The 19895-nt window shown below is 40.1% G+C and carries 22 protein-coding genes; 9 read left to right on the top strand and 13 right to left on the bottom strand.

Going from position 1 to position 19895, the window contains the following annotated elements; genetic code table 11:
- Positions 1–396 precede the first annotated feature (396 nt).
- The 8 genes from HT687_RS04855 to HT687_RS04820 all read left to right on the top strand — a co-directional run bounded on the left by HT687_RS04855 (position 397) and on the right by HT687_RS04820 (position 6447).
- A complete protein-coding gene (locus HT687_RS04855) occupies positions 397–1542 on the top strand; it encodes a site-specific integrase (protein ID WP_138704923.1) in 1146 nt (381 codons plus the stop codon).
- Between the two features lie 132 nt (positions 1543–1674).
- Positions 1675–2244 (top strand): CYTH domain-containing protein, encoded by a 570-nt coding sequence (locus HT687_RS04850; RefSeq protein WP_000681274.1) that lies wholly within the window; start codon positions 1675–1677, stop codon positions 2242–2244.
- Between the two features lie 112 nt (positions 2245–2356).
- A complete protein-coding gene (locus HT687_RS04845) occupies positions 2357–3316 on the top strand; it encodes a ribose-phosphate diphosphokinase (RefSeq protein ID WP_001283809.1) in 960 nt (319 codons plus the stop codon).
- Between the two features lie 9 nt (positions 3317–3325).
- The gene (locus HT687_RS04840) at positions 3326–4441 is read left to right on the top strand and encodes a cysteine desulfurase family protein (RefSeq protein ID WP_023935874.1); all 1116 of its coding nucleotides are present in this window, start codon (positions 3326–3328) and stop codon (positions 4439–4441) included.
- Positions 4442–4445: 4 nt separating this feature from the next.
- Positions 4446–4793, top strand: coding sequence for a DUF1831 domain-containing protein (locus HT687_RS04835; RefSeq protein ID WP_000863540.1), 348 nt, complete (start codon positions 4446–4448; stop codon positions 4791–4793).
- Positions 4794–4800: 7 nt separating this feature from the next.
- Positions 4801–5016 (top strand): DUF4649 family protein, encoded by a 216-nt coding sequence (locus HT687_RS04830; protein ID WP_023935876.1) that lies wholly within the window; start codon positions 4801–4803, stop codon positions 5014–5016.
- 82 nt (positions 5017–5098) lie between these two features.
- Positions 5099–5740: a redox-sensing transcriptional repressor Rex gene (locus HT687_RS04825; RefSeq protein WP_000653414.1), complete on the top strand. Its 642-nt coding sequence runs from the start codon at positions 5099–5101 to the stop codon at positions 5738–5740.
- 17 nt (positions 5741–5757) lie between these two features.
- On the top strand, positions 5758–6447 hold the full coding sequence (locus tag HT687_RS04820) for a gamma-glutamyl-gamma-aminobutyrate hydrolase family protein (RefSeq protein WP_023935878.1): 690 nt from the start codon (positions 5758–5760) through the stop codon (positions 6445–6447).
- On the opposite strand, the gene radC is transcribed toward HT687_RS04820, so the two are convergent.
- The 6 genes from radC to HT687_RS04790 form a co-directional block, all read right to left on the bottom strand.
- Entirely contained in the window at positions 6444–7124 is a 681-nt protein-coding gene (radC, locus tag HT687_RS04815) for a DNA repair protein RadC (RefSeq protein WP_023935879.1), read from the bottom strand. The genes HT687_RS04820 and radC overlap by 4 nt on opposite strands.
- Before the next feature lie 42 nt (positions 7125–7166).
- Positions 7167–9458, bottom strand: coding sequence for a DNA helicase PcrA (gene pcrA / locus HT687_RS04810; RefSeq protein WP_000992846.1), 2292 nt, complete (start codon positions 9456–9458; stop codon positions 7167–7169).
- Positions 9459–9975: 517 nt separating this feature from the next.
- Entirely contained in the window at positions 9976–10836 is an 861-nt protein-coding gene (locus HT687_RS04805; RefSeq protein ID WP_000631540.1) for a methionyl aminopeptidase, read from the bottom strand.
- A 15-nt stretch (positions 10837–10851) separates the two neighbouring features.
- Complete coding sequence (spxR, locus tag HT687_RS04800; RefSeq protein ID WP_000033818.1) at positions 10852–12129, bottom strand: CBS-HotDog domain-containing transcription factor SpxR; 1278 nt, start codon at positions 12127–12129, stop codon at positions 10852–10854.
- Positions 12122–12673: a GNAT family N-acetyltransferase gene (locus HT687_RS04795; protein WP_023935880.1), complete on the bottom strand. Its 552-nt coding sequence runs from the start codon at positions 12671–12673 to the stop codon at positions 12122–12124. The genes spxR and HT687_RS04795 overlap by 8 nt, the downstream gene beginning before the upstream one ends.
- A 15-nt stretch (positions 12674–12688) precedes the next feature.
- A complete protein-coding gene (locus HT687_RS04790) occupies positions 12689–13948 on the bottom strand; it encodes a UDP-N-acetylglucosamine 1-carboxyvinyltransferase (RefSeq protein WP_001227095.1) in 1260 nt (419 codons plus the stop codon).
- 134 nt (positions 13949–14082) lie between these two features.
- On the opposite strand from HT687_RS04790, the gene HT687_RS04785 reads away from it, so the two are divergent.
- Complete coding sequence (locus tag HT687_RS04785; RefSeq protein ID WP_023935881.1) at positions 14083–14298, top strand: hypothetical protein; 216 nt, start codon at positions 14083–14085, stop codon at positions 14296–14298.
- 826 nt (positions 14299–15124) lie between these two features.
- Here HT687_RS04785 and HT687_RS04780 read toward each other — a convergent pair.
- From HT687_RS04780 to HT687_RS04750, 7 genes are all read right to left on the bottom strand, one after another.
- Positions 15125–15283: a hypothetical protein gene (locus HT687_RS04780; RefSeq protein WP_007284777.1), complete on the bottom strand. Its 159-nt coding sequence runs from the start codon at positions 15281–15283 to the stop codon at positions 15125–15127.
- Positions 15284–15292: 9 nt separating this feature from the next.
- Positions 15293–16603 carry a GTPase ObgE gene (gene obgE / locus HT687_RS04775; RefSeq protein WP_042758431.1) on the bottom strand — a complete coding sequence of 437 codons (1311 nt, stop codon included), beginning with the start codon at positions 16601–16603 and terminating at the stop codon, positions 15293–15295.
- Positions 16604–16665: 62 nt separating this feature from the next.
- Entirely contained in the window at positions 16666–16800 is a 135-nt protein-coding gene (locus HT687_RS04770) for a DUF4044 domain-containing protein (RefSeq protein ID WP_000863852.1), read from the bottom strand.
- 58 nt (positions 16801–16858) lie between these two features.
- Positions 16859–17035 (bottom strand): PspC domain-containing protein, encoded by a 177-nt coding sequence (locus tag HT687_RS04765; RefSeq protein ID WP_031233512.1) that lies wholly within the window; start codon positions 17033–17035, stop codon positions 16859–16861.
- 29 nt (positions 17036–17064) lie between these two features.
- Positions 17065–18390, bottom strand: coding sequence for a glycosyltransferase family 4 protein (locus tag HT687_RS04760; protein WP_023935884.1), 1326 nt, complete (start codon positions 18388–18390; stop codon positions 17065–17067).
- Positions 18391–18405: 15 nt separating this feature from the next.
- Positions 18406–19449, bottom strand: coding sequence for an alpha-galactosylglucosyldiacylglycerol synthase (gene cpoA, locus HT687_RS04755; RefSeq protein ID WP_023935885.1), 1044 nt, complete (start codon positions 19447–19449; stop codon positions 18406–18408).
- Positions 19450–19563: 114 nt separating this feature from the next.
- Entirely contained in the window at positions 19564–19893 is a 330-nt protein-coding gene (locus HT687_RS04750) for a metal-sulfur cluster assembly factor (RefSeq protein ID WP_000331925.1), read from the bottom strand.
- Positions 19894–19895: the final 2 nt, after the last annotated feature.

Below are 19895 nucleotides of genomic sequence, written 5' to 3'. Positions count from 1 at the left end.
GATCCATATCGTGATGGTAGCCGTATTTGATACGGCTACTTTTCTTTTCATATTCTAGTAAACATAAGTCGTTAAAATAAGTTGACGTTTGACAGAAATTAAAAAAAGAAATACACTAAGAATGTAAAAAAGCCTTGTTCGTCAAGGATAAAATCGTCTGGTGTACTTCTAAGAGGTACACCTTATTTTATTATCTGACGAGCTGCCAACTGTTTCCATTTTGGAAACAACTCAAAAAAATCCCCACACTCGCCATCGCCAAACTTTGAGTGTGAGGATTTAACTTTCCATCTAGCAAGCAATGGAAAGGATGATAAAAAAATACAACTATAGTTTATCATAAGTTCTACACCTTTTCAACTATGCGGGCAAGCAATCGAAAAGAAAGGACTTTTTATGATAAAAAAATACATTACAAAAAAAGGAGAGACTAGATATCTCTTTCAAACATATCTGGGCATAGACCCTGCTACTGGAAAAGAAAAACGCACAACACGACGTGGTTTTAAAACCATAAAGGAGGCAAAGGCTGCCGAACGTGACCTTCTCTTAGACGTTGAAGAAAATGGTTTTTCAAACAATGAATATTTCCAGAACCCTACATTCGCTGAAGTCGCTGAATTATGGCTTGATAGCTATAAGAGTACTGTAAAACCAACAACCTATCAGAACGTTAAGAAAAAACTTGATGTTATGATTGACTTGTATTTTACAGATATGAAAATTCAGCAGATCAGTGTAGCTTATTGTCAAAAGATTACTATCCAGCTAAGTAATCGCTATATCCTCTATGCTAATTACTACTCTGTAATCAGCCGTATTTTCAAATATGCCACTTCTATTGACATTATTAAGTCAAATCCATTAGATAAGATTATCAAGCCTAAAAACAGGCCATTGAAGACCAAAGAAAACTACTATACAAAACAGGAGCTAACGGAGTTTCTTAAAGTTTGCAGAGTAGATTGTAAGCCTGTAGAGTATACCTTTTATCACTTACTAGCTTTTACTGGTTTGAGGACTGGAGAAGCTATCGGACTCATCTGGTCAGATGTTGATTTTGAAAATAAACGATTGGATATTTCTCGTACGGCTGTCGTTGTTAATAAAAAACAAACTGTTCAGGACCCTAAAACCAAAAAGAGTAAGAGAGTGATCACCTTAGATGATGAAACTCTGAATGTATTGAAATTCTGGAAGCGTCAGCAGATAAAAGAATATTTTCGGGCTAGTGTGCCTTACAAACATGATTCAAATTATATTTTTACGAATAGTTTCGGAGGATGGATTTCTCCTTCAGCTGTGAAAGAGAGACTTAGAAGATTCTTTTGTGAACATAAAGATGTCAAAAAAATCACTCCTCACGGTTTCAGGCACACACACGCTTCTCTCCTCTTTGAAGCAGGTGTTACAGCCAAAATCATTTCAGACAGATTAGGTCATAACAATGTTCAAACCACTCTTGATATGTATACCCACATCAATGATAATCAACGTTTTGAAGTCGTTGAGCAGCTCATAGATTTCATCCGCTCCAGCTAAAAGTAGAGTCGTATTCAATCTCGTATTCACTTTTGGTTGACATGCTAGAAACCCACTGATTTCAAGGGATTAGGAAGACGTGTACTATTTATACCAAAATCCGCTTTCATAGATAAAGAAAAGGTAAGAAAAATGAAACATTTAGAAATTGAATTGAAAACACTATTGAAAAAAGATGAGTATGATCGTCTAAAAGACCAGTTCACAGGTGTCACTCCTGTTCTTCAAAAAAATTACTACATCGACACACCTGATTTTGAGCTGCGAGAAAAGAAAGTTGCTATGCGCATTCGAACTTTTGAAGACTGGGCAGAATTGACACTCAAAGTCCCGCAGAGTGTTGGAAACATGGAATACAATCAAAAATTGCAACTAAAAGATGCTGAAAACTATCTGAGCAAGAAAGAATTTCCTCAAGGGATAGTATTGGATGAATTGGCGAAACATGGTATCCAAACTAGTGAATGGCAGGTTCTTGGTTGTCTAACAACACTTCGCTATGAAATGCAAACAGCTATTGGCCTCATGGCACTGGATGAAAGTCAGTACTTTGATATGACAGATTATGAATTAGAGCTTGAAGTGGAAAATCATGAGCAAGGCAAACAGGATTTCCAGCAATTTTTAGAGGAAAATCAGAGTTCCTATCAAAAAGCTCCTTCAAAATTGGTTCGATTTGTCAAAAGCATGAAAAATAGCTGAAATAATCTCCATTTTTTGGTAAAATAGAAAAGATAAAAATACACAGGTTCTAGTTCATATATGTAAGATAAATATCACTAGGATTTAAAAAGTTTACAGAGGACGGTCTATAATGTCAGATAGAAAAAACATGAAACTTTTCGCACTCAACTCTAACCAAGAGATTGCACAGAAAATTGCTGAAGCTGTTGGTGTCCCACTTGGAAAACTATCATCACGTCAATTTTCAGACGGAGAAATCCAAGTGAATATTGAAGAAAGTGTCCGTGGTTATGATGTTTACATCATCCAATCAACAAGTTTCCCTGTCAACAACCACCTAATGGAATTGTTAATCATGGTCGACGCTTGTGTGCGCGCAAGTGCCCACAGTATCAACGTTGTCCTTCCATATTTTGGCTATGCACGTCAAGACCGCATTGCTTGTCCTCGTGAGCCACTTACAGCAAAACTAGTTGCCAATATGCTGGTTAAGGCTGGGGTTGATCGTATCCTGACTCTTGATTTGCATGCTGTTCAGGTTCAAGGTTTCTTTGATATTCCAGTGGATAATCTTTTCACAGTTCCCCTATTTGCAAAACATTACTGCGATAAGGGACTACTCGGTTCAGATGTTGTTGTCGTTAGCCCTAAAAATTCAGGTGTGAAGCGTGCTCGTAGCTTGGCTGAGTATCTTGATGCTCCTATCGCCATTATCGACTACCCTCAAGACGATGCAACTCGCAACGAAGGATATATTATCGGTGATGTCGAAGGTAAAAAAGCTATTTTAATTGACGATATTCTGAATACAGGACGTACCTTCTCTGAAGCTGCTAAAATCGTTGAACGTGAAGGGGCTACAGAAATTTATGCTGTTTCTAGCCACGGTCTCTTCGTCGAAGGAGCTGCTGAACTTCTTGACAATACTAAGATTAAAGAAATTCTTGTGACTGATTCAGTAGCAACAAAAGAAAAAACTCCTAAAAACGTATGCTACATCACTGCTAGTGAGTTAATTGGTGATGCCATCGTCCGTATCCACGAAAGAAAACCAGTCAGCCCACTCTTTGCCTACAACAAAAAGAAATAAGGTGATTCTTTGATTTATTTGGACAATGCTGCGACAACTCCTATGTCAGCAGTTGCTATTTCAGCTATGACCAAGGTGATGCAAGAAACCTACGGCAACCCTTCTAGTATTCATGGTCATGGTCGTCAAGCTGGTAAACTCTTACGAGAAGCCCGTCAGGAACTAGCCCAGTTACTGGGGACAAAACCTCAACATATCTTTTTCACTTCTGGTGGGACTGAAGGCAACAATACTGCTATCATTGGCTACTGCCTTCGTCACCAAGAACAAGGAAAACATATCATCACAACTGCCATTGAACACCATGCTGTCCTTGAAACCATTGATTACTTGGTTCAACACTTTGGGTTTGAAGCAACCATTATTCAACCAGAAAATCAAGAAATCACAGCCCAGCAAATTCAAGAGGCCTTACGTGACGATACGATTTTGGTTTCTACCATGTTTGCCAATAATGAGACTGGAAACCTACTGCCCATTGCTGAAATTGGCCAAATACTCAAGCAACACCCAGCCGCCTATCATGTCGATGCAGTTCAGGCTATTGGTAAAATCCCTATACACCCAGAAGAATTGGGCATTGATTTTCTCACTGCTTCTGCCCACAAGTTCCATGGTCCTAAGGGAATCGGCTTTCTCTACGCATCTAGCATGGATTTTGATTCCTATCTACATGGCGGAGACCAAGAACAGAAAAAACGTGCAGGAACTGAAAATTTAGCTGCTATCGTAGGCATGATTGCAGCCCTAAAAGAGGACCTAGAACAGCAAGAAGAACATTTTCAACATGTACAAAATCTAGAAACTGCCTTTCTGGCAGAGCTAGAGGGTATTCAATATTACTTGAACAGAGGAGACCATCATCTCCCTTATGTCCTCAATATTGGATTTCCTGGCCAGAAAAACGACCTCTTACTCCTTCGTCTAGATTTAGCTGGAATTTCAATCTCTACTGGCTCAGCCTGTACGGCAGGCATTGTCCAATCCAGCCATGTTCTTGAAGCTATGTACGGAGCAAATTCAGAACGCTTGAAGGAATCCGTTCGTATCAGTTTGTCGCCACAAAATACCGTTGAAGACCTACAAACCCTCGCAAAAAACTTAAAAGAAATTATCGGAGGTTAGCCATATGGCATTTGAAAAAACCATTCAGTTAAAAAATTGTCGTTACGACTACACTCTTAGCCCTTCTGTTAAAAAATTCACCCTCAAAGATAACACCTTTTTTGAGACAAAAGTTGGTAACTATGAACTGACTCGCCTTTTGGAAAAAGTGCCAAACAGCGGTGAAGGATTCCAACTCAAAATCATCATTAACAAGGAACTTACAGGGGCTAAAATCAATATCACTGACAAGTTTGGCCTTCGTCTGGTTGATATTTTCAAATCAGAAGACCACCACATTCATCAGGAAAAATTCTATTTCCTCATGGATAGCTTGGTAGAACGTGGTGTCTTCACAAAATCGGAAAGATAGGTCCCATATGTTTGAACTGACCTATAAGGACAGCTATCATGTAGAGCGCACTCTCAAGTATGAGGATTACAAGGCTCTCATGCTGGCTCTATCAGGATGTGTGACTCTGCCAGATACACTTTATGTAACTTCTTTGACCTTTCAAGAGCAGGAAGTTTACCAAGGACTGGTCGGAGACCTCTACCGTTTTCTATCACATGCAGATTTTTTACATCAAAACTAAGATTTTTCTTAGTTTTTTCTTGTTTTTGTTGATTTTTTCACAATGTTTCTATAAAATAGAAGAATAGAAAGGTTGTGATTTTGTGAAAGATAAACAGTCTGCTATTCCAAAAGCTACAGCGAAAAGACTCTCTCTCTACTATCGAATTTTTAAGAGATTTCATGCAGAAAAGATTGAACGTGCCAACTCTAAGCAAATTGCAGAGGCTATCGGTATTGATTCAGCGACCGTACGTCGGGATTTTTCCTATTTTGGTGAACTAGGTCGTCGTGGTTTTGGCTATGATGTTAAAAAACTGATGACGTTTTTTGCCGATTTACTCAATGATAACTCTATTACCAATGTCATGCTGGTTGGTATTGGAAATATGGGCCATGCCCTTCTCCACTACCGCTTCCACGAGCGTAACAAGATGAAGATTATCATGGCCTTTGACCTGGATGACCATCCTGAAGTCGGTAGCCAAACTCCTGATGGGATTCCCATTTACGGAATTTCTCAAATCAAGGATAAAATCAAGGATGCTGATGTCAAAACTGCTATCCTGACCGTTCCCAGCGTCAAGTCACAAGAGGTTGCCAATCTCTTGGTGGATGCTGGCGTGAAAGGAATTCTCAGTTTTTCACCAGTCCATCTGCATTTACCAAAGGACGTGGTCGTTCAGTATGTCGATTTGACAAGTGAACTCCAAACCCTCCTCTATTTCATGAGAAAAGAGGATTAGAAAGCGAAAATCATTTTATGAAAAAACCAGTTATAGGGATTACAGGAAACGAAAAAACTCATCCAGATGATGACATCATGATGAGCTACGCAGCAAAAGGCTTTGTTGAAGGCGTTAAAGACGCTGGAGGGATTCCCATCATCCTACCGATTGGTGATCAAGAAATGGCCTGCCACTATATCAGTATGATTGACAAGCTCATCTTGACAGGTGGGCAAAATGTTGATCCAAAATTCTATGGTGAACCAAAAACTATTGATAGCGATGACTACCACCTTCAAAGAGATATATTCGAACTAGCCCTCATCAAGGAAGCTATCAAACAGCAAAAGCCGATTTTCTCTGTCTGTCGTGGGACTCAGCTTTTTAACGTTGCCATGGGTGGAACTTTGTACCAAGATATAGAAGACCACTGGCAGGATTGTTCTGCCGAATACACAACTCAACGCTTGGTGACAGAACCAAATACTGTTCTTCGAGAAATCTATGGAGAAATCTCCCATATCAACTCCTTCCACCACCAGAGCATCAAGGATTTAGCACCAAATTTAAAGATTGCGGCTCATGATCCTAAAGATGGTATTATAGAAGCTGTTATGAGTACGGATGATGTCGCCTTTCTCGGTGTCCAATGGCATCCAGAATTTCTATTTGAAAATCGTCCCAAGGATAAAAATCTCTTTGATTATGTCGTTAATGAACTTTAGATTAAATCCGTCTTTTCACGGTAACTAAAGTAACTAGATTGTGAGACAATCAAATGGTCCAAGAGGACAATCCCCATCAGTTCGCAGGCTTCTTTGACAAGTTTAGTGACATGATCATCATTTCGGCTAGGCGCTACCGCTCCTGAAGGATGATTGTGAACCAAGATGAGAGAAGTCGCCATATGCTTGATTGCATAGTGAAGGATCTCTCGCGGCTCAGCGATACTACGAGTGGCAGAACCGATAAAAATGGTCTGTTGATGGATGATTTGATTTTGAGTATTGAGATAGAGCGCCACCAGGTGCTCTTGTTTTTTGTCCCCTAATTCCTGTTGCATCTTCTTGGCCAACTTTTGACTACTGAGAATACTTTCCATCTCAAGAGTCTCGTGTTTGTGAATACGATGCCCCAGTTCAATCATAGCTTGCAATTCTATGGCCTTAACACGTCCAATACCAGACAGACTCTGCAATTCCTGCAGGGTCATTTTTTTCAAATCCGTTAGGTTTGAAAGATTGTTCAAGACTTTCTGGGCAATTTCAAAAACACTAGCTTGACGTGTTCCTGTCCTGAGTAAAATAGCTAGTAACTCTTGATTACTGAGCGCTTCTACTCCTTCCTTGGCCAGTCTTTCTCTTGGTAATAGTGAATCTTCTTGGAATGAAATACTATACATAAAAATCCTCCTCACTTTATTATTCGTGAGAAGGATGAAAAATTAGATTTTTTTCTCAATTGGGGCTACACTAGCTAAAAGTTTTTTCAAACCTACTTCTGGGAAATTGATTTTTAATTCCTGCCTAGCACCGCTACCTGAAACTTCCAGAACAGTTCCCTCTCCCCATTTCTTGTGGAGAGCAATATCTCCAATGGACCAATTTGACTCACTAGACTCTGATTTTGCCCCAGCTGTAAATTGACTAAACGGAAGGCCACTTGACTGGATAGTTTTTGGGGTCGCACTGCGTTTACGGTCTTGGAAGGCCTGCGCCAAACTCATACCTTGACCGAAGGCAAGGCCACCACTACTATATGATGCTTTAAAGCTTGTATTTGCTGGACGAGCCAGACCTTGATACTCAAGTAAGTCTGAACTGATTTCGTTAATAAAACGAGTGGGACGGTTGTAGTTGGTACGACCAAAAAGCAGGCGTGAGTTGGCATTGGTCAGATAGAGAATTTTCTCTGCACGCGTAATTCCTACATAGGCTAGACGACGCTCTTCTTCCAATTCATCTTGATCCTCAGCTGCACGACTAAGTGGAAAGACATTTTCTTCCATCCCAATCAAAAAGACAACTGGAAACTCGAGACCTTTGGCAGCATGCAGGGTCATCAAGGTCACTTCTGATGTCTCCTGACTACCTGAATCTGTGTCCGCAATCAAGGCCAAGTCATTTAAAAAACGACTCAGTTTATCCAGACCAGTTTCTTCTTCTGGCCCATCAGAGGTGTCATCAAAGTTTTTCGTCACAGAGAGGAACTCCTCGATGTTTTCTACACGAGCCTTGCTTTCTAAGGTCGCTTGGGCGTTAAGAATATCGACATAACCTGTTTTTTCTAGGACGGACTCAACCAACTCAGTAATGCTTAAGTGGTCCAGTTGCTCTCGCAAATCTAACATCATATTTGCAAAATCCCAGATAGACTGGGCTACTTTACCCTTGATACCAGACAACATGATATTGGCTGAAGCATCTAGCATAGACATGTTTTGCATATTTGCAAAGTCACGAATTTTCTCAACAGTACCTGGCCCAATTCCACGTTTTGGTTCGTTGATAATGCGCTCAAAACTGATATTGTCACTCAAATTAGCAATAAGATTAAGATAAGCGATAATATCGCGGATTTCCTTACGGCTGTAGAACTTGGTTCCACCAACCATGGTATAAGGAATGTTTGACTTGAGCAGGGCTTCCTCAATAGTACGAGACTGGGCATTAGTCCGATAGAGAACTGCAAAATCCTTGTGAAGGAAGTTTTGACTGCGACTAAGTTCATCGATGGTTCTGGCTACAAATACAGCCTCATCTAGCTCATCATCGGCACGATAGTAAACGATTTGCTCCCCATCAGCATTTTGAGTCCAGAGATTCTTGGGACGGCGATTTTTATTATTTTTGATAACCTCATTAGCCGCTTGGAGAATTGTTTTAGTGGAACGGTAATTCTCCTCCAACAAAACCACCTTGGCTTGGGGATAATCTTTCTCGAAATCCAAGATATTCTGCATATCCGCACCACGCCAACCGTAGATAGACTGGTCCGCATCTCCAACCACACAGATATTTTTAAAACGGGAAGCCAAGAGTTTGACCAATTGATACTGGGCATGGTTGGTATCTTGGTACTCATCAACATGGATGTACTGAAATTTCTGCTGGTAGTAGGTCAAGACATCAGGATTTTGATCAAAGAGACGCAGGGTCAGCATAATCAAATCATCAAAGTCAACCGACTCCGACTGACGCAGTTCTTTCTGATAGGCTGTATAACACTGGGCCACAATTTGCGTGTACATATCTCCAGCTTGGGCAGCATAGGCAACATCATCAATCAGATCATTCTTAGCATTGGAAATAGTTCCTAAGATGCTCCGTTCATTCCATTTTTTCGGATCCAAGTTTAACTGCTTAAGAATGCGTTTCATAAGAGTTCGCTGTTCACCAGGATCTACAATAGTAAAATTGCGGTTGTAGCCAATATGGTCTGCATCACGACGCAGAATACGCACACACATGGAGTGGAAGGTCGCAATCAGACAGTCCTGAGTGGCTGGATTGAGGCTATAAGCACGCTCTTTCATCTCACGCGCAGCCTTGTTAGTGAAGGTAATAGCCAAGATATTCCAAGGATTGACCAGCTTTTCATCGATTAAATAAGCGATACGGTGGGTCAAAACTCGGGTCTTTCCAGAGCCAGCCCCCGCCATAATCAACAAGGGACCTTCTGTCGTTTGCACCGCCTCAGCCTGACGGTCATTCATTCCATTTAATAATGCGTTCATCTTCTCTTCCTTACTCTTGAAGTCAATATTTCTATTATATCAGAAATCAGGGAAAATAGAAACTTTACGGGGAGTAGCAAAATATAGCGGATTGAAACTAGAATACTACACTGTAGGTTTCTAAAACACTCGACTTTTTCACTTAATTTTTTCATGAACTAGCTCAATACATCAATATAAAAAAAGGTAAATTTAAGATTGGCAATACGAACGTTAAACAGAATTCCATTTCTCTTTTTAAAACCAAAACAACGATATCGTAAAACCTCTACAGGAACGATAGATTGCGACACTAAAATATTCTCCCCTAGTTTTGCTTTACTAATAGTATATAGGAGGAGAGCCCTGAATCCTAGACCCTCTGTTATGATGTGGTTACAAACAGAGTTGGAAAAAATCTTAAAGTCAGAAAAACGCATGATATCAGCCCCTAACACTTGATACAATGCGTTTTATTATGAAAAGATCTACTGGATTTTTTATCAAAATAAACTTCCAGTAGTCTTTTCAATTTTTATTAATAAGTTCCTTCTTCACCTTGGCTAGTCAAGATAACAGGTCCATCTTTCGTAATGACAAATTGGTGTTCATACTGACATGACAATCCACCGTCAATGGTCTTATGCGCCCAACCGGTTTTCATATCTGTATCGATTTCCCAGTCACCTGTATTAATCATTGGTTCAATAGTCAAGACCATTCCTTCACGGAGACGAAGTCCACGACCAGCAATACCATAGTTAGGAACCATTGGTTCTTCGTGCATGGTTGGGCCAACACCATGACCAACCAAATCACGCACTACACCGTAACCACGACTTTCAGCGTATTCTTGAATGGCTGCACCAATATCACCAATACGGTTCCCAATAACAGCTTGCTCAATCCCCTTATACATTGCTTCTTTAGTTACATCCATCAAGTTTTTCACTTCTTCGGACGGTGTACCTACAGCATAAGCCCAACAAGAGTCTGCTAAACCACCAGAATAGCTCTGAGTGTATTTCTTCATTTGCTCAACATTGTTGAAGTTTAATTTTGAGACATTCAAATCAGACTTAGCAATTGGACCTCCCAAAACCATGTCAACCTTGAGCAAATCACCATCTTTCAAGATATAGTGACGAGGGAAAGCATGAGCTACTTCATCATTAAGAGAGCAACAGGTAGCATAAGGATAGTCCATCATGGCACCGTCAACTCCAATCTGAAGCGGAAGGAAATTTTCTTCCTTACAACGACGGCGAACGTATTCTTCAACTTCCCACATATCTACGCCAGGCTTAATCAAATCACGCAAGCCAATATGGATACTTGCTAAAAAATCACCGGCCTTATCCATAGCTTCGATTTCACGAGCTGATTTTAATGTTATCATTTTTTCTCCTAGTTTCTAATTAATTTTAACGGTTACATTTGCTTTTGAAACAATCTGATGACCATGATAAATATCGTAATCAATAATAGCTGACCGTCTAGTATGGTGGATAATGCGTGCTTGAATGCGCAGTGTATCATCTATCTGAACAGCCTGCAAAAAGTAGATGAGCATCTGCTCGATAATGAGATTGCGACCACTATTCACAACTAAATCTTGGGTCATGTGAGTCAGTATCTCCGCTAATACACCATTAGCCAAAACACCGTTTTTCTCAAGCATAAAGGGTTCCACTGTAATGACGACTTCATCATGGTGATAAGCGAGTTTTTGACCAATCTGCTCAGAAAAAGTTGGTAGAGCAGAAACTTGGGAACGACTCATCTTCTCCATGACATCTCGTCGTGTCACAACTCCAAGCAAGGTTTGATTATTCCGAACAACCGGTACCATTTCAAAGTCTTCAGCAATCATCCGTTGACTCACATTGGCAATATTTGTCGATAATCCAACTAAAAATAAACTACGAGACATGACCTTGTCAATTGTGGTACTTGGTGACTTATCACCAGCATCTCTCATGGTTACAATGCCAACAACAACCTGATGTTGATTGATAACAGGAAAACGACTGCTACGATTCTTGCGTACCAAGTACAAATAATCTTTAACGGTGTCTGTCTCTCTCAGAAAACCATACTCATGACTTGGACGATAAAGCTTCTCAACTGTCAAAATATCAGTCTTGATTTGGACATTTGACAAGGCTTTATTGATCATAGTCGCAACAGTGAAAGTGTCATGCTTGCTTCTTAGAACAGGAATCCCTTTTTGATTTGCCAGTTTAAGCACATCATCATGAACATGAAAACCACCTGTAACCAAAACGGCATTTTCATTTTCCAGCGCTAGTAATTGGATACGGGTCCGGTCTCCGACAATCAAGAGTCCCCCATCATGAAGGTAGGATAGGATGTTTTGTTCAGTCATGGCACCGATAGAGAACTTACTAAATTCTCTCTCTAAACCTTCTTTCCCAGCCAGAACCTCAGAAGAAGTCACCTCTGCAATTTCAGCAAACGCTAATCTCTCTATAGCAACTTTCTGGGATTTAACACGAATTGTTCCACTTCTAGGACGGGTCTCCACAATTCCACGGTTTTCAGCTTCTTTAATAGCCCGATAGGCTGTTCCATCACTAACTCCTAGATGATTGGAAATACTACGAACACTGACTCTTTTACCTACTGGTAATTCCTCCAAATAGCTTAGAATTTCCTGATGCTTACTCATTGAACTCTCCTTTTACATACCGAAATTCAAGATAATCCCGCATTTTTCTTGTGTAACGATCACTTCCCTTAAACTGACGAATCAATCGAAATCCAGACTTAAGGGCAACCCGTTGACTTGCTTCATTTTCGAGATGGGTAATAATAGATAATTGTTTTAAATCAAATTCTTCAAAAGAAAGCTGACAAATTTTTCTAACAACCTCTGTCATAAATCCTTGCGACCAAGCATCTTTTCTCAAAAAATAGCCAAGCTCAGCTTCTTTTTTGATTTCATCTAACTTCTCAAATTTAATAGAACCAATCATTTGTTGATTTTTCTGGTCACAAATTGCCCACACTCCCAAAGGGGACTTCATAAAGTAATTGGCAAGTGCATACTGACTTTCTTCCAGACTTGCCTGCGTTGGGAAAATAAATTGAAGATTTTCTGGATTTGAAGCTACCTCGTGGAAGTTCTGATTATCACTAAAAAAGAAAGGACGCAAATACAAGCGATCCGTTTCAAAAAAAGAAAACATTGCTAATTTGGTCCAAATATTCATAAACACCTCTACGGTTTAATACTCAACAAGTCTAATATCCGCTCCTAGATTACGTAATTTTTCGATAATATCAGAATAACCACGTAAGATAAACTCGACATTGATAATTTCAGTTTGTCCCTCGGCCATCAAACCAGCAATAACTAAAGCTGCACCTGCTCTCAGGTCAGTTGCTTTAACACTGGCTCCACGTAAACTACGTCCACCCGTGTACAAAATATGACCATTTGTTGTCGAAATGTTCGCATCCATCTTTACTAGTTCAAAAACATGATTTACACGTTTTTCGTAAATCGTATCGACAATTGTACCACGACCATTCGCTCTTAGTAAAAGTGGGGTAATCGGTTGTTGCAAATCAGTTGCAAAGCTTGGGTAAGGAGCCGTCTTAATATTGATTGCTTTCAAATTAGACTGTTCCTCGACAAAAATGCTGTCTTCAGATACAGTCATTCTCACTCCCATTTCTTCCAACTTAGCAATAAATCCTTCTAGGTGTTCGTAAAGAACATTATTGATACGAATTCCTTTACCAACTGCAGCAGCTAAGGAAATATATGTTCCAGCTTCAATGCGGTCTGGAATCACCTGATGACGGGTCCCATGTAATCTTTCGACACCATCAATAATGATGATATTGGTTCCTGCCCCACGGATATGGGCACCCATATTATTCAAGAGGGTAGCTACATCAATAATTTCAGGTTCACGGGCTGCATTTTCAATAATAGTACGACCATTTGCTTTAACCGCAGCAATCATCGTATTAATCGTTGCTCCTACACTAATCGTATCCATGTAAATACTTGTACCATGAAGTCCTGTATCTTTAGCAGATAACTTCATGTTATCTCCCTCGTAGCTAACAGTGGCACCCATAGCTTCAAAAGCCTTAAGGTGTAGGTCAATCGGACGAGGACCAAGGTCACATCCTCCAGGCAAGCCAACTGTGGCTTCACCAAAGCGACCTAAAAGACTTCCATAAAAATAATAAGATGCACGAAGACTATTGATTTTCCCATAAGGCATTGGAATATTTTGAACACCTCTTGGATCAATCTCCAAGACATCGTCATAACGCTTAACAGTAGCTCCCATCAATTCCATAATTTCGACAAGACTGGCTACATCCGAAATATCTGGAACGCAATCCAAAGTCACCACATCATCAGCCAAGATAATAGCCGGAATTAAGGCCACAACACTATTTTTAGCACCACTAATAGTGATTTCACCTTGTAGTGGTAATCCACCATTGATAACAATTTTTCTCATTCTAAGTTTTCAATACTCTCTCAAGATTTCTAATAAGGTCTTTAAAATAAATTATATCATAAATGCAACCTTTTTTCCATCCTTTTCAATTTTATTGGATAAATCAGAGTTGATGAGTTAGTCACTGATACTCAATGAAAACCAAAGAGCAGATTAGGAAGCTAGCCGCAGGCTGCTCAAAACACTGTTTTGAGGTTGTAGATAAGACTGACGAAGGCAGCTCAAAACACTGTTTTGAGGTTGCAGATAGAACTGACGAAGTCAGCTCAAAACACTGTTTTGAGGTTGTGGATAGAACTGACGAAGTCAGTTACCTATACCTACGGCAAGGCGATATTGACGTGATTTGAAAAGATTTTCGAAGAGTATGAATTACTAATCTTTCTCGAATCGCTATTGCCCCTTTTTTGTCCCCTGAAACCAAGTAGGAGCTAAGACTAGCTCCCTTACCTAAGTATCGGAATACGGCTGTTCAACTAAATTTTAGCAAGAACTTCTCCCCCTTCTCTCAGTTCACAAAAGCGTTTGATACATACCGTCCTATATTTCATAAACAAGACGTTTTCAGGCTATCATCCTATCAGACAATCTATTTTAAAGATAACTGTGACTCAGGATCACTTCTATCTGTCGTTTTCTCTTTATAGTGATAGACCTCACGGGATAAGTCATACATCTTTCCTCGTGTATACAAGATATGAGGACGTTAAAAGGTTACAGTGAAAATAGAAAATCTTAGTCCGAATTCAATTACTCTCGTGCTTTATGTATATAGGTTACGACTACCTTTTTGGAATTTAGAGTTTTGAGCCCCCTTATCTACTATATACGCCTTACTATCACGTTCCTGTTCGTAGAGCCACGATTTCGCTATCCCTTCCTCTGACGATTCTTATTTCCAGCGTCAGACTTAAAACGGTCTATCCCCAGACCGTTTTAATCCGCTACCTCACGATAGTCAGGCTTGGGAATCGCTATTTGACTCGCCGAGAACTTTGACATCAGATATACTATAATAAAGTGAAAAAAGAATTAAACAATTTAATTTTGAAATTCAAATCAATTTATAACAATATTTTAGAAGATATGCTGTGCTATTCCAGATTCAGTTTGCTATACATGCCCGTTGTACCACAAAATCCCGTGTCTGATGAGGCACGGGATTTTTTAGCTTCTTTACTGAGATGGATTGTCTTTTTTAGTTCGTGCCAATCTCAGAGCACGATTTGGATTGAGACGATTAAATAGTTCTTCCAATTTCTTTTCATTCCAAACATCTGCGGCGGAAACAAAATTGCCATCCGCATCTCGGAAAGATATCGGTTTATCTCCCATACTAGTCTCCTAGTCTACAAATTCAAATTCAAATTTACCAATGCGGACCAAATCCCCATCCTTAGCACCACGCGCACGAAGGGCTTCATCAACCCCCATACCACGTAATTGACGGGCAAATTTCATGACTGATTCGTCACGATCAAAGTTGGTCATATTAAAGAGTTTCATCAGTTTTTCACCGGAAAGTACCCATGTCGCATCGTCATCACGGCTAATTTCAAAGGCTTTCTCTTCCTCGTCAAATCCATAGTAAGCTTCTTCTTCCATATCGGACTCGTCGTAAAGCAAGAATTCTGGTGTCTTGTCTAACAATTCAGCTGTAGCATCCAAAAGCGTAGCCAGACCTTGCTTGGTCAAACCAGATATTGGGAAGATAGCTGGTAACTCTTCAAATTCATCGTAGTTTTCAGCCAATTTTTTCTTAAATTCTTTAAGATTTTCTTGACTCTCAGGCATGTCCATTTTGTTAGCTACAATAATCTGTGGACGCTCCATGAGACGAAGATTGTATGACTCTAACTCCTTGTTAATGGCAAGATAATCCTCATAAGAATCACGTCCTTCGCTAGCTGACATATCAATAATATGAAGGATGACACGGGTACGCTCAATGTGACGGAGGAACTGAGTTCCCAAACCAACACCTTGACTAGCCCCTTCAATCAAACCTGGCAAATCGGCTACTGCAAAGGATTCACCTGATTGGGTGCGAACCATACCTAGATTTGGCACAATGGTCGTAAAGTGGTAGGCACCAATTTTAGGTTTAGCCGATGTGATAACACTTAAAAGTGTTGATTTCCCTACAGATGGGAATCCTACTAAACCAACATCTGCCAAGATTTTTAGTTCCAATTGTAACTCACGTTCCTGACCTGGTTCCCCATTTTCAGAGATTTCAGGTGCAGGATTTTTTGGTGTTGCAAAGCGGATATTTCCACGACCACCACGACCTCCGTGGGCAACGATAAATTCTTGTCCATGTTCAATCAAATCTGTCAAGACCTTGCCAGTCTCTGCATCACGAACAGTCGTACCTTGTGGTACTCGAACTATAAGGTCCTCAGCACCACGTCCATGCATTCCTTTGGTCATTCCTTTTTCACCAGAATCAGCCTTGAAATGACGATTGTAGCGGAAATCCATGAGGGTACGTAGTCCTTCGTCTACAACGAAAACCACATTACCTCCACGTCCACCATCACCACCCCAAGGACCGCCATTAGGGACATATTTTTCACGGCGAAAGGCAACCATGCCATCACCACCATTACCAGCCTTGACCTTAATCTTGGCTGTATCTAAAAACATACTCATTTTTTCTTCTCACTTTAAAAAAGGGCTGGGAAATCCCAGTCACAAAATTTTCTTGAATCTTTTTATAGATTACTGAGGGCACCAATTGCAGTTGCAAAAATACCCAAAATACTTGCTACTAACATGATAAGCACGATAAGCAAGGTTAATTTCTCAAACATCGTTTTTTTACGTTTTCCATTATCTCCAAATGCCATTTTTATCTCCTTCGTTACATTCTATTTTCTATTATCTTAGCATGAATTCAGCTAGTTTTCAATAGTCAGTTGCTACTGGTGCAATAATCCATAAAATGATATAAGCTACAATTCCAGCTCCGTAACAGCAAGCAAGGACACCCCAAATGATTCGAACAATAGTTGGATCCATATCTAGATAATGGGCCACCCCGGCACAAACACCAGCAATCTTTTTGTCACGACCACTTCTCATTAATCGTTTATTCATAGCTTGTCCTCTTTCTATTCTTCATGGTCTTTCCAATAATCTCTGATGCTGATTAACTGTGTTTTTGAAGCCCTCAGCATTCGTCTAGAGCCTTTTACGGGCACAGCAACCACCTGTTGCGGTAAATACAAAACTGTCTTAAAGATACGCTGGCTGACCGTATCATCTTTTGCTAAATCTTTCTGGAAGTTATTTGAAATAATGGCATCCAGATAAAACTCATGCACTCGTTTTCCAAAGTTCTCAGCTGAAATCTCGTACAATTTCTCTGATAAGGTATGCTCATCCATATCTGGAGTTGCAATCAGGGCTTCCAAAATAGCTCCGGCCAAATCATGTTCCCCATAGTACAAGGTTCCAAACATTTTATCACTGATCAGATTATCCAGATAAGGATTTCCATGAGCAATGACAGGCGTTCCACTAGCTAAGCTTTCCAAGTAGGTCAAGCCTTGGGTTTCACTTGTCGATGCCGAGATGAAGAAATCCGCCGCCTTATAGTAAAGAGCTGTCTCACTAGGAGCAATCATCCCTGTAAAGACAACAGAGTCTTGAATCTCTAGTTTCTGGGCTTGCTCTTTGAGGTCATCCAGATAAGGACCATCCCCAGCTACCACCAGTTTAACCTTGTCTTCCTCTTTCAGAACTTCTGCAAAGGCTACTAGTACTGCTTGAATATTTTTTTCATAGGAAATTCTGGAAAGACTCAGCAACATCTGGTCATCATCTTGAATCCCTAGTTTACTACGTAGTTCTTTCAAATTTTCCTGCTTGATTTCCGGACGCTCAAACTTGGCTAATTCAATCCCAGTTGGAATGACACGTTTTTCAACCTTAACCTTATAGTCAGATAGCAAATCATGGACAATCTCACTCGGGCAAATCACCCCATCCACATCATGCAAAAAACCTCTAACCAGATACTTGACCATGCTCGGACGAATCAACATCCCCTTGGCAATATAATGCACATAGTCTTCGTACTGGGTGTGATAGGTATGGATGACTGGAATCTTCAATTCACGCGCAATCCAAATCCCCAACAAACCAAGAGAAAATTCTGTCTGAGTATGGATAATATCCAGTTGATATTGTTTAGCAATTTCAAGTGCCTTGCTGAAGCCTCGATAGGCAAAGCGACGATCTTTAAAAGCAAAGAAAGGAACACTTGGAATGCGGATGATTTGCCAATCTTCATAACGATTAACATCCTTATCTGTCGTCGTAAAGATAAAAACAGCATGCCCCTGCTTTTCAAGTTCTGTTTTCAAGGTTCGAATACTGGTCGCAACACCAGAAACCTGAGGAAAATAGGTATCTGTAAATAAACCAATTCGCATAGATTACCTCACTTTTTACTTTCTCCCTAAAGCGGCTTGTTTCTCATAAAAGTCCAACCAGATTTGTAACAGATGCTCTTCTGAATATTCTCTGGAAATATTCTTAGCCTTTTCTTTGAGGTCTTTTAAGGCAACAGGATTTGCTTGATATTCCAAAATAGCCTCTTTCATCTCTTCTCTATCTGCTGTCGCCCGATAATTTCCCTCTAAAATCACCTTATAAAGATCCAAATCACGCAACATAATAGGAGCTTCACAACTGGCAGCCTCTAAAATCGTCATCGGAAAGAGCTCATTATAACTAGGTAACAAGAAAAGATTCGCTAGGGCATACAATTCGCGCATCCGCTCTGGCGACACGATACCTGGAAAAATCAAATTTTTAGGGGGATTTTCCATCATTTTCTTATAGCGTTCATAACCATCTGTCATACCACCAAAAGAGAAACCACCAGCCCAGATAAAGGTAATCTGAGGCAATTCCTCAGCCAGACGGATAAAATCATCAATCCCTTTGCGTTTCTGAACTTGACCAGCACCTACTACGATAAACTGATTTTCACTAAGACCTAGCTCTGTTCGCAGTCTCACTATCTCTTCTTGTGGTAGAGGATGCCATTTTTCCTTGTTGACAAAGTTAGGGATATATGTCACTTTTTCACGTGGAATACCAGCTGCCACCAAATCCTCAATAAACATCGGATTGACCACAACCAAGTGCTCCATCCGGTTGTAAAAAGAAAATACATAGAGTTTAACAATTCCCTTTAAGAAAAATGGAATTTTTAAACTTCCCTCAAGTGTATCAGGTAAGAAATGCACATAGCCAATTTTTCTCCCTGAGCGTTTCTTTTGAAATGTTGATAAATAATAGGGGAAATCAATGGTATGAAAGTGAGTCACATCTGCCTCTATTGGAAGATTTTCTGTAACAATCAATTGATCCTTGGCATCACGGTGAAGAAGACGAACTAATTCACGGTAAGCACCTGAAACTCCTTGTCCTGCTACTTTCTCACTTGAACTCAACATATTGATGCGTAATTTCTTTCTTTCCATAACTACTATTATATCATTTTCTTTGAATAAAATCAGCAAAAGAAAGGAGAGACTAGAGGAAAAGAGGGGAAATTTCCTCGCTTTTCCAATAATCTCTCACATGCTATTATATGTTTACTTAATGCCTAGGGCAATGCGTGCATAGCGACTCATTTTTTCAACGGTCCAGGCTGGATACCAAACCAATTTGACCTCAGTATCCGTTACTTCTGGAACCTCTGTCATAGCATCATAAATCTGATCCGTCAAAAGGTCTGCTAGGGGACAACCCATAGTTGTCAACGTCATATCAATCTCTGTTTGCCCTGTGTCGCCGTCAAAACGAATCTCATAAATCAAACCAAGATTGACAATATCGATTCCCAACTCAGGGTCAATAACTTCTTCCAAGGCTGATAAAATTCGTGTTTTGATATTTTCAATTTGCTCTTCTGTATAAGCCATAT

Source organism: Streptococcus sp. 1449 (assembly GCF_013276805.1).
Lineage (GTDB): Bacteria > Bacillota > Bacilli > Lactobacillales > Streptococcaceae > Streptococcus > Streptococcus pseudopneumoniae.
The sequence above is the reverse complement of the archived record's forward strand: the minus strand, read 5'-3'. Positions and strand labels throughout refer to the sequence as shown.

Bases quoted from the DNA above. Each gene is read 5' to 3' on its own strand.
- HT687_RS04855 (WP_138704923.1), top strand. From the start codon at position 397: ATGATAAAAAAATACATTACAAAAAAAGGAGAGACTAGATATCTCTTT.
- HT687_RS04850 (WP_000681274.1), top strand. From the start codon at position 1,675: ATGAAACATTTAGAAATTGAATTGAAAACACTATTGAAAAAAGATGAG.
- HT687_RS04845 (WP_001283809.1), top strand. From the start codon at position 2,357: ATGTCAGATAGAAAAAACATGAAACTTTTCGCACTCAACTCTAACCAA.
- HT687_RS04835 (WP_000863540.1), top strand. From the start codon at position 4,446: ATGGCATTTGAAAAAACCATTCAGTTAAAAAATTGTCGTTACGACTAC.
- HT687_RS04830 (WP_023935876.1), top strand. From the start codon at position 4,801: ATGTTTGAACTGACCTATAAGGACAGCTATCATGTAGAGCGCACTCTC.
- HT687_RS04820 (WP_023935878.1), top strand. From the start codon at position 5,758: ATGAAAAAACCAGTTATAGGGATTACAGGAAACGAAAAAACTCATCCA.
- radC (WP_023935879.1), bottom strand. From the start codon at position 7,124: ATGTATAGTATTTCATTCCAAGAAGATTCACTATTACCAAGAGAAAGA.
- pcrA (WP_000992846.1), bottom strand. From the start codon at position 9,458: ATGAACGCATTATTAAATGGAATGAATGACCGTCAGGCTGAGGCGGTG.
- HT687_RS04805 (WP_000631540.1), bottom strand. From the start codon at position 10,836: ATGATAACATTAAAATCAGCTCGTGAAATCGAAGCTATGGATAAGGCC.
- spxR (WP_000033818.1), bottom strand. From the start codon at position 12,129: ATGAGTAAGCATCAGGAAATTCTAAGCTATTTGGAGGAATTACCAGTA.
- HT687_RS04795 (WP_023935880.1), bottom strand. From the start codon at position 12,673: ATGAATATTTGGACCAAATTAGCAATGTTTTCTTTTTTTGAAACGGAT.
- HT687_RS04790 (WP_001227095.1), bottom strand. From the start codon at position 13,948: ATGAGAAAAATTGTTATCAATGGTGGATTACCACTACAAGGTGAAATC.
- HT687_RS04785 (WP_023935881.1), top strand. From the start codon at position 14,083: ATGAAAACCAAAGAGCAGATTAGGAAGCTAGCCGCAGGCTGCTCAAAA.
- HT687_RS04780 (WP_007284777.1), bottom strand. From the start codon at position 15,283: ATGGGAGATAAACCGATATCTTTCCGAGATGCGGATGGCAATTTTGTT.
- obgE (WP_042758431.1), bottom strand. From the start codon at position 16,603: ATGAGTATGTTTTTAGATACAGCCAAGATTAAGGTCAAGGCTGGTAAT.
- HT687_RS04770 (WP_000863852.1), bottom strand. From the start codon at position 16,800: ATGGCATTTGGAGATAATGGAAAACGTAAAAAAACGATGTTTGAGAAA.
- HT687_RS04765 (WP_031233512.1), bottom strand. From the start codon at position 17,035: ATGAGAAGTGGTCGTGACAAAAAGATTGCTGGTGTTTGTGCCGGGGTG.
- HT687_RS04760 (WP_023935884.1), bottom strand. From the start codon at position 18,390: ATGCGAATTGGTTTATTTACAGATACCTATTTTCCTCAGGTTTCTGGT.
- cpoA (WP_023935885.1), bottom strand. From the start codon at position 19,449: ATGGAAAGAAAGAAATTACGCATCAATATGTTGAGTTCAAGTGAGAAA.
- HT687_RS04750 (WP_000331925.1), bottom strand. From the start codon at position 19,893: ATGGCTTATACAGAAGAGCAAATTGAAAATATCAAAACACGAATTTTA.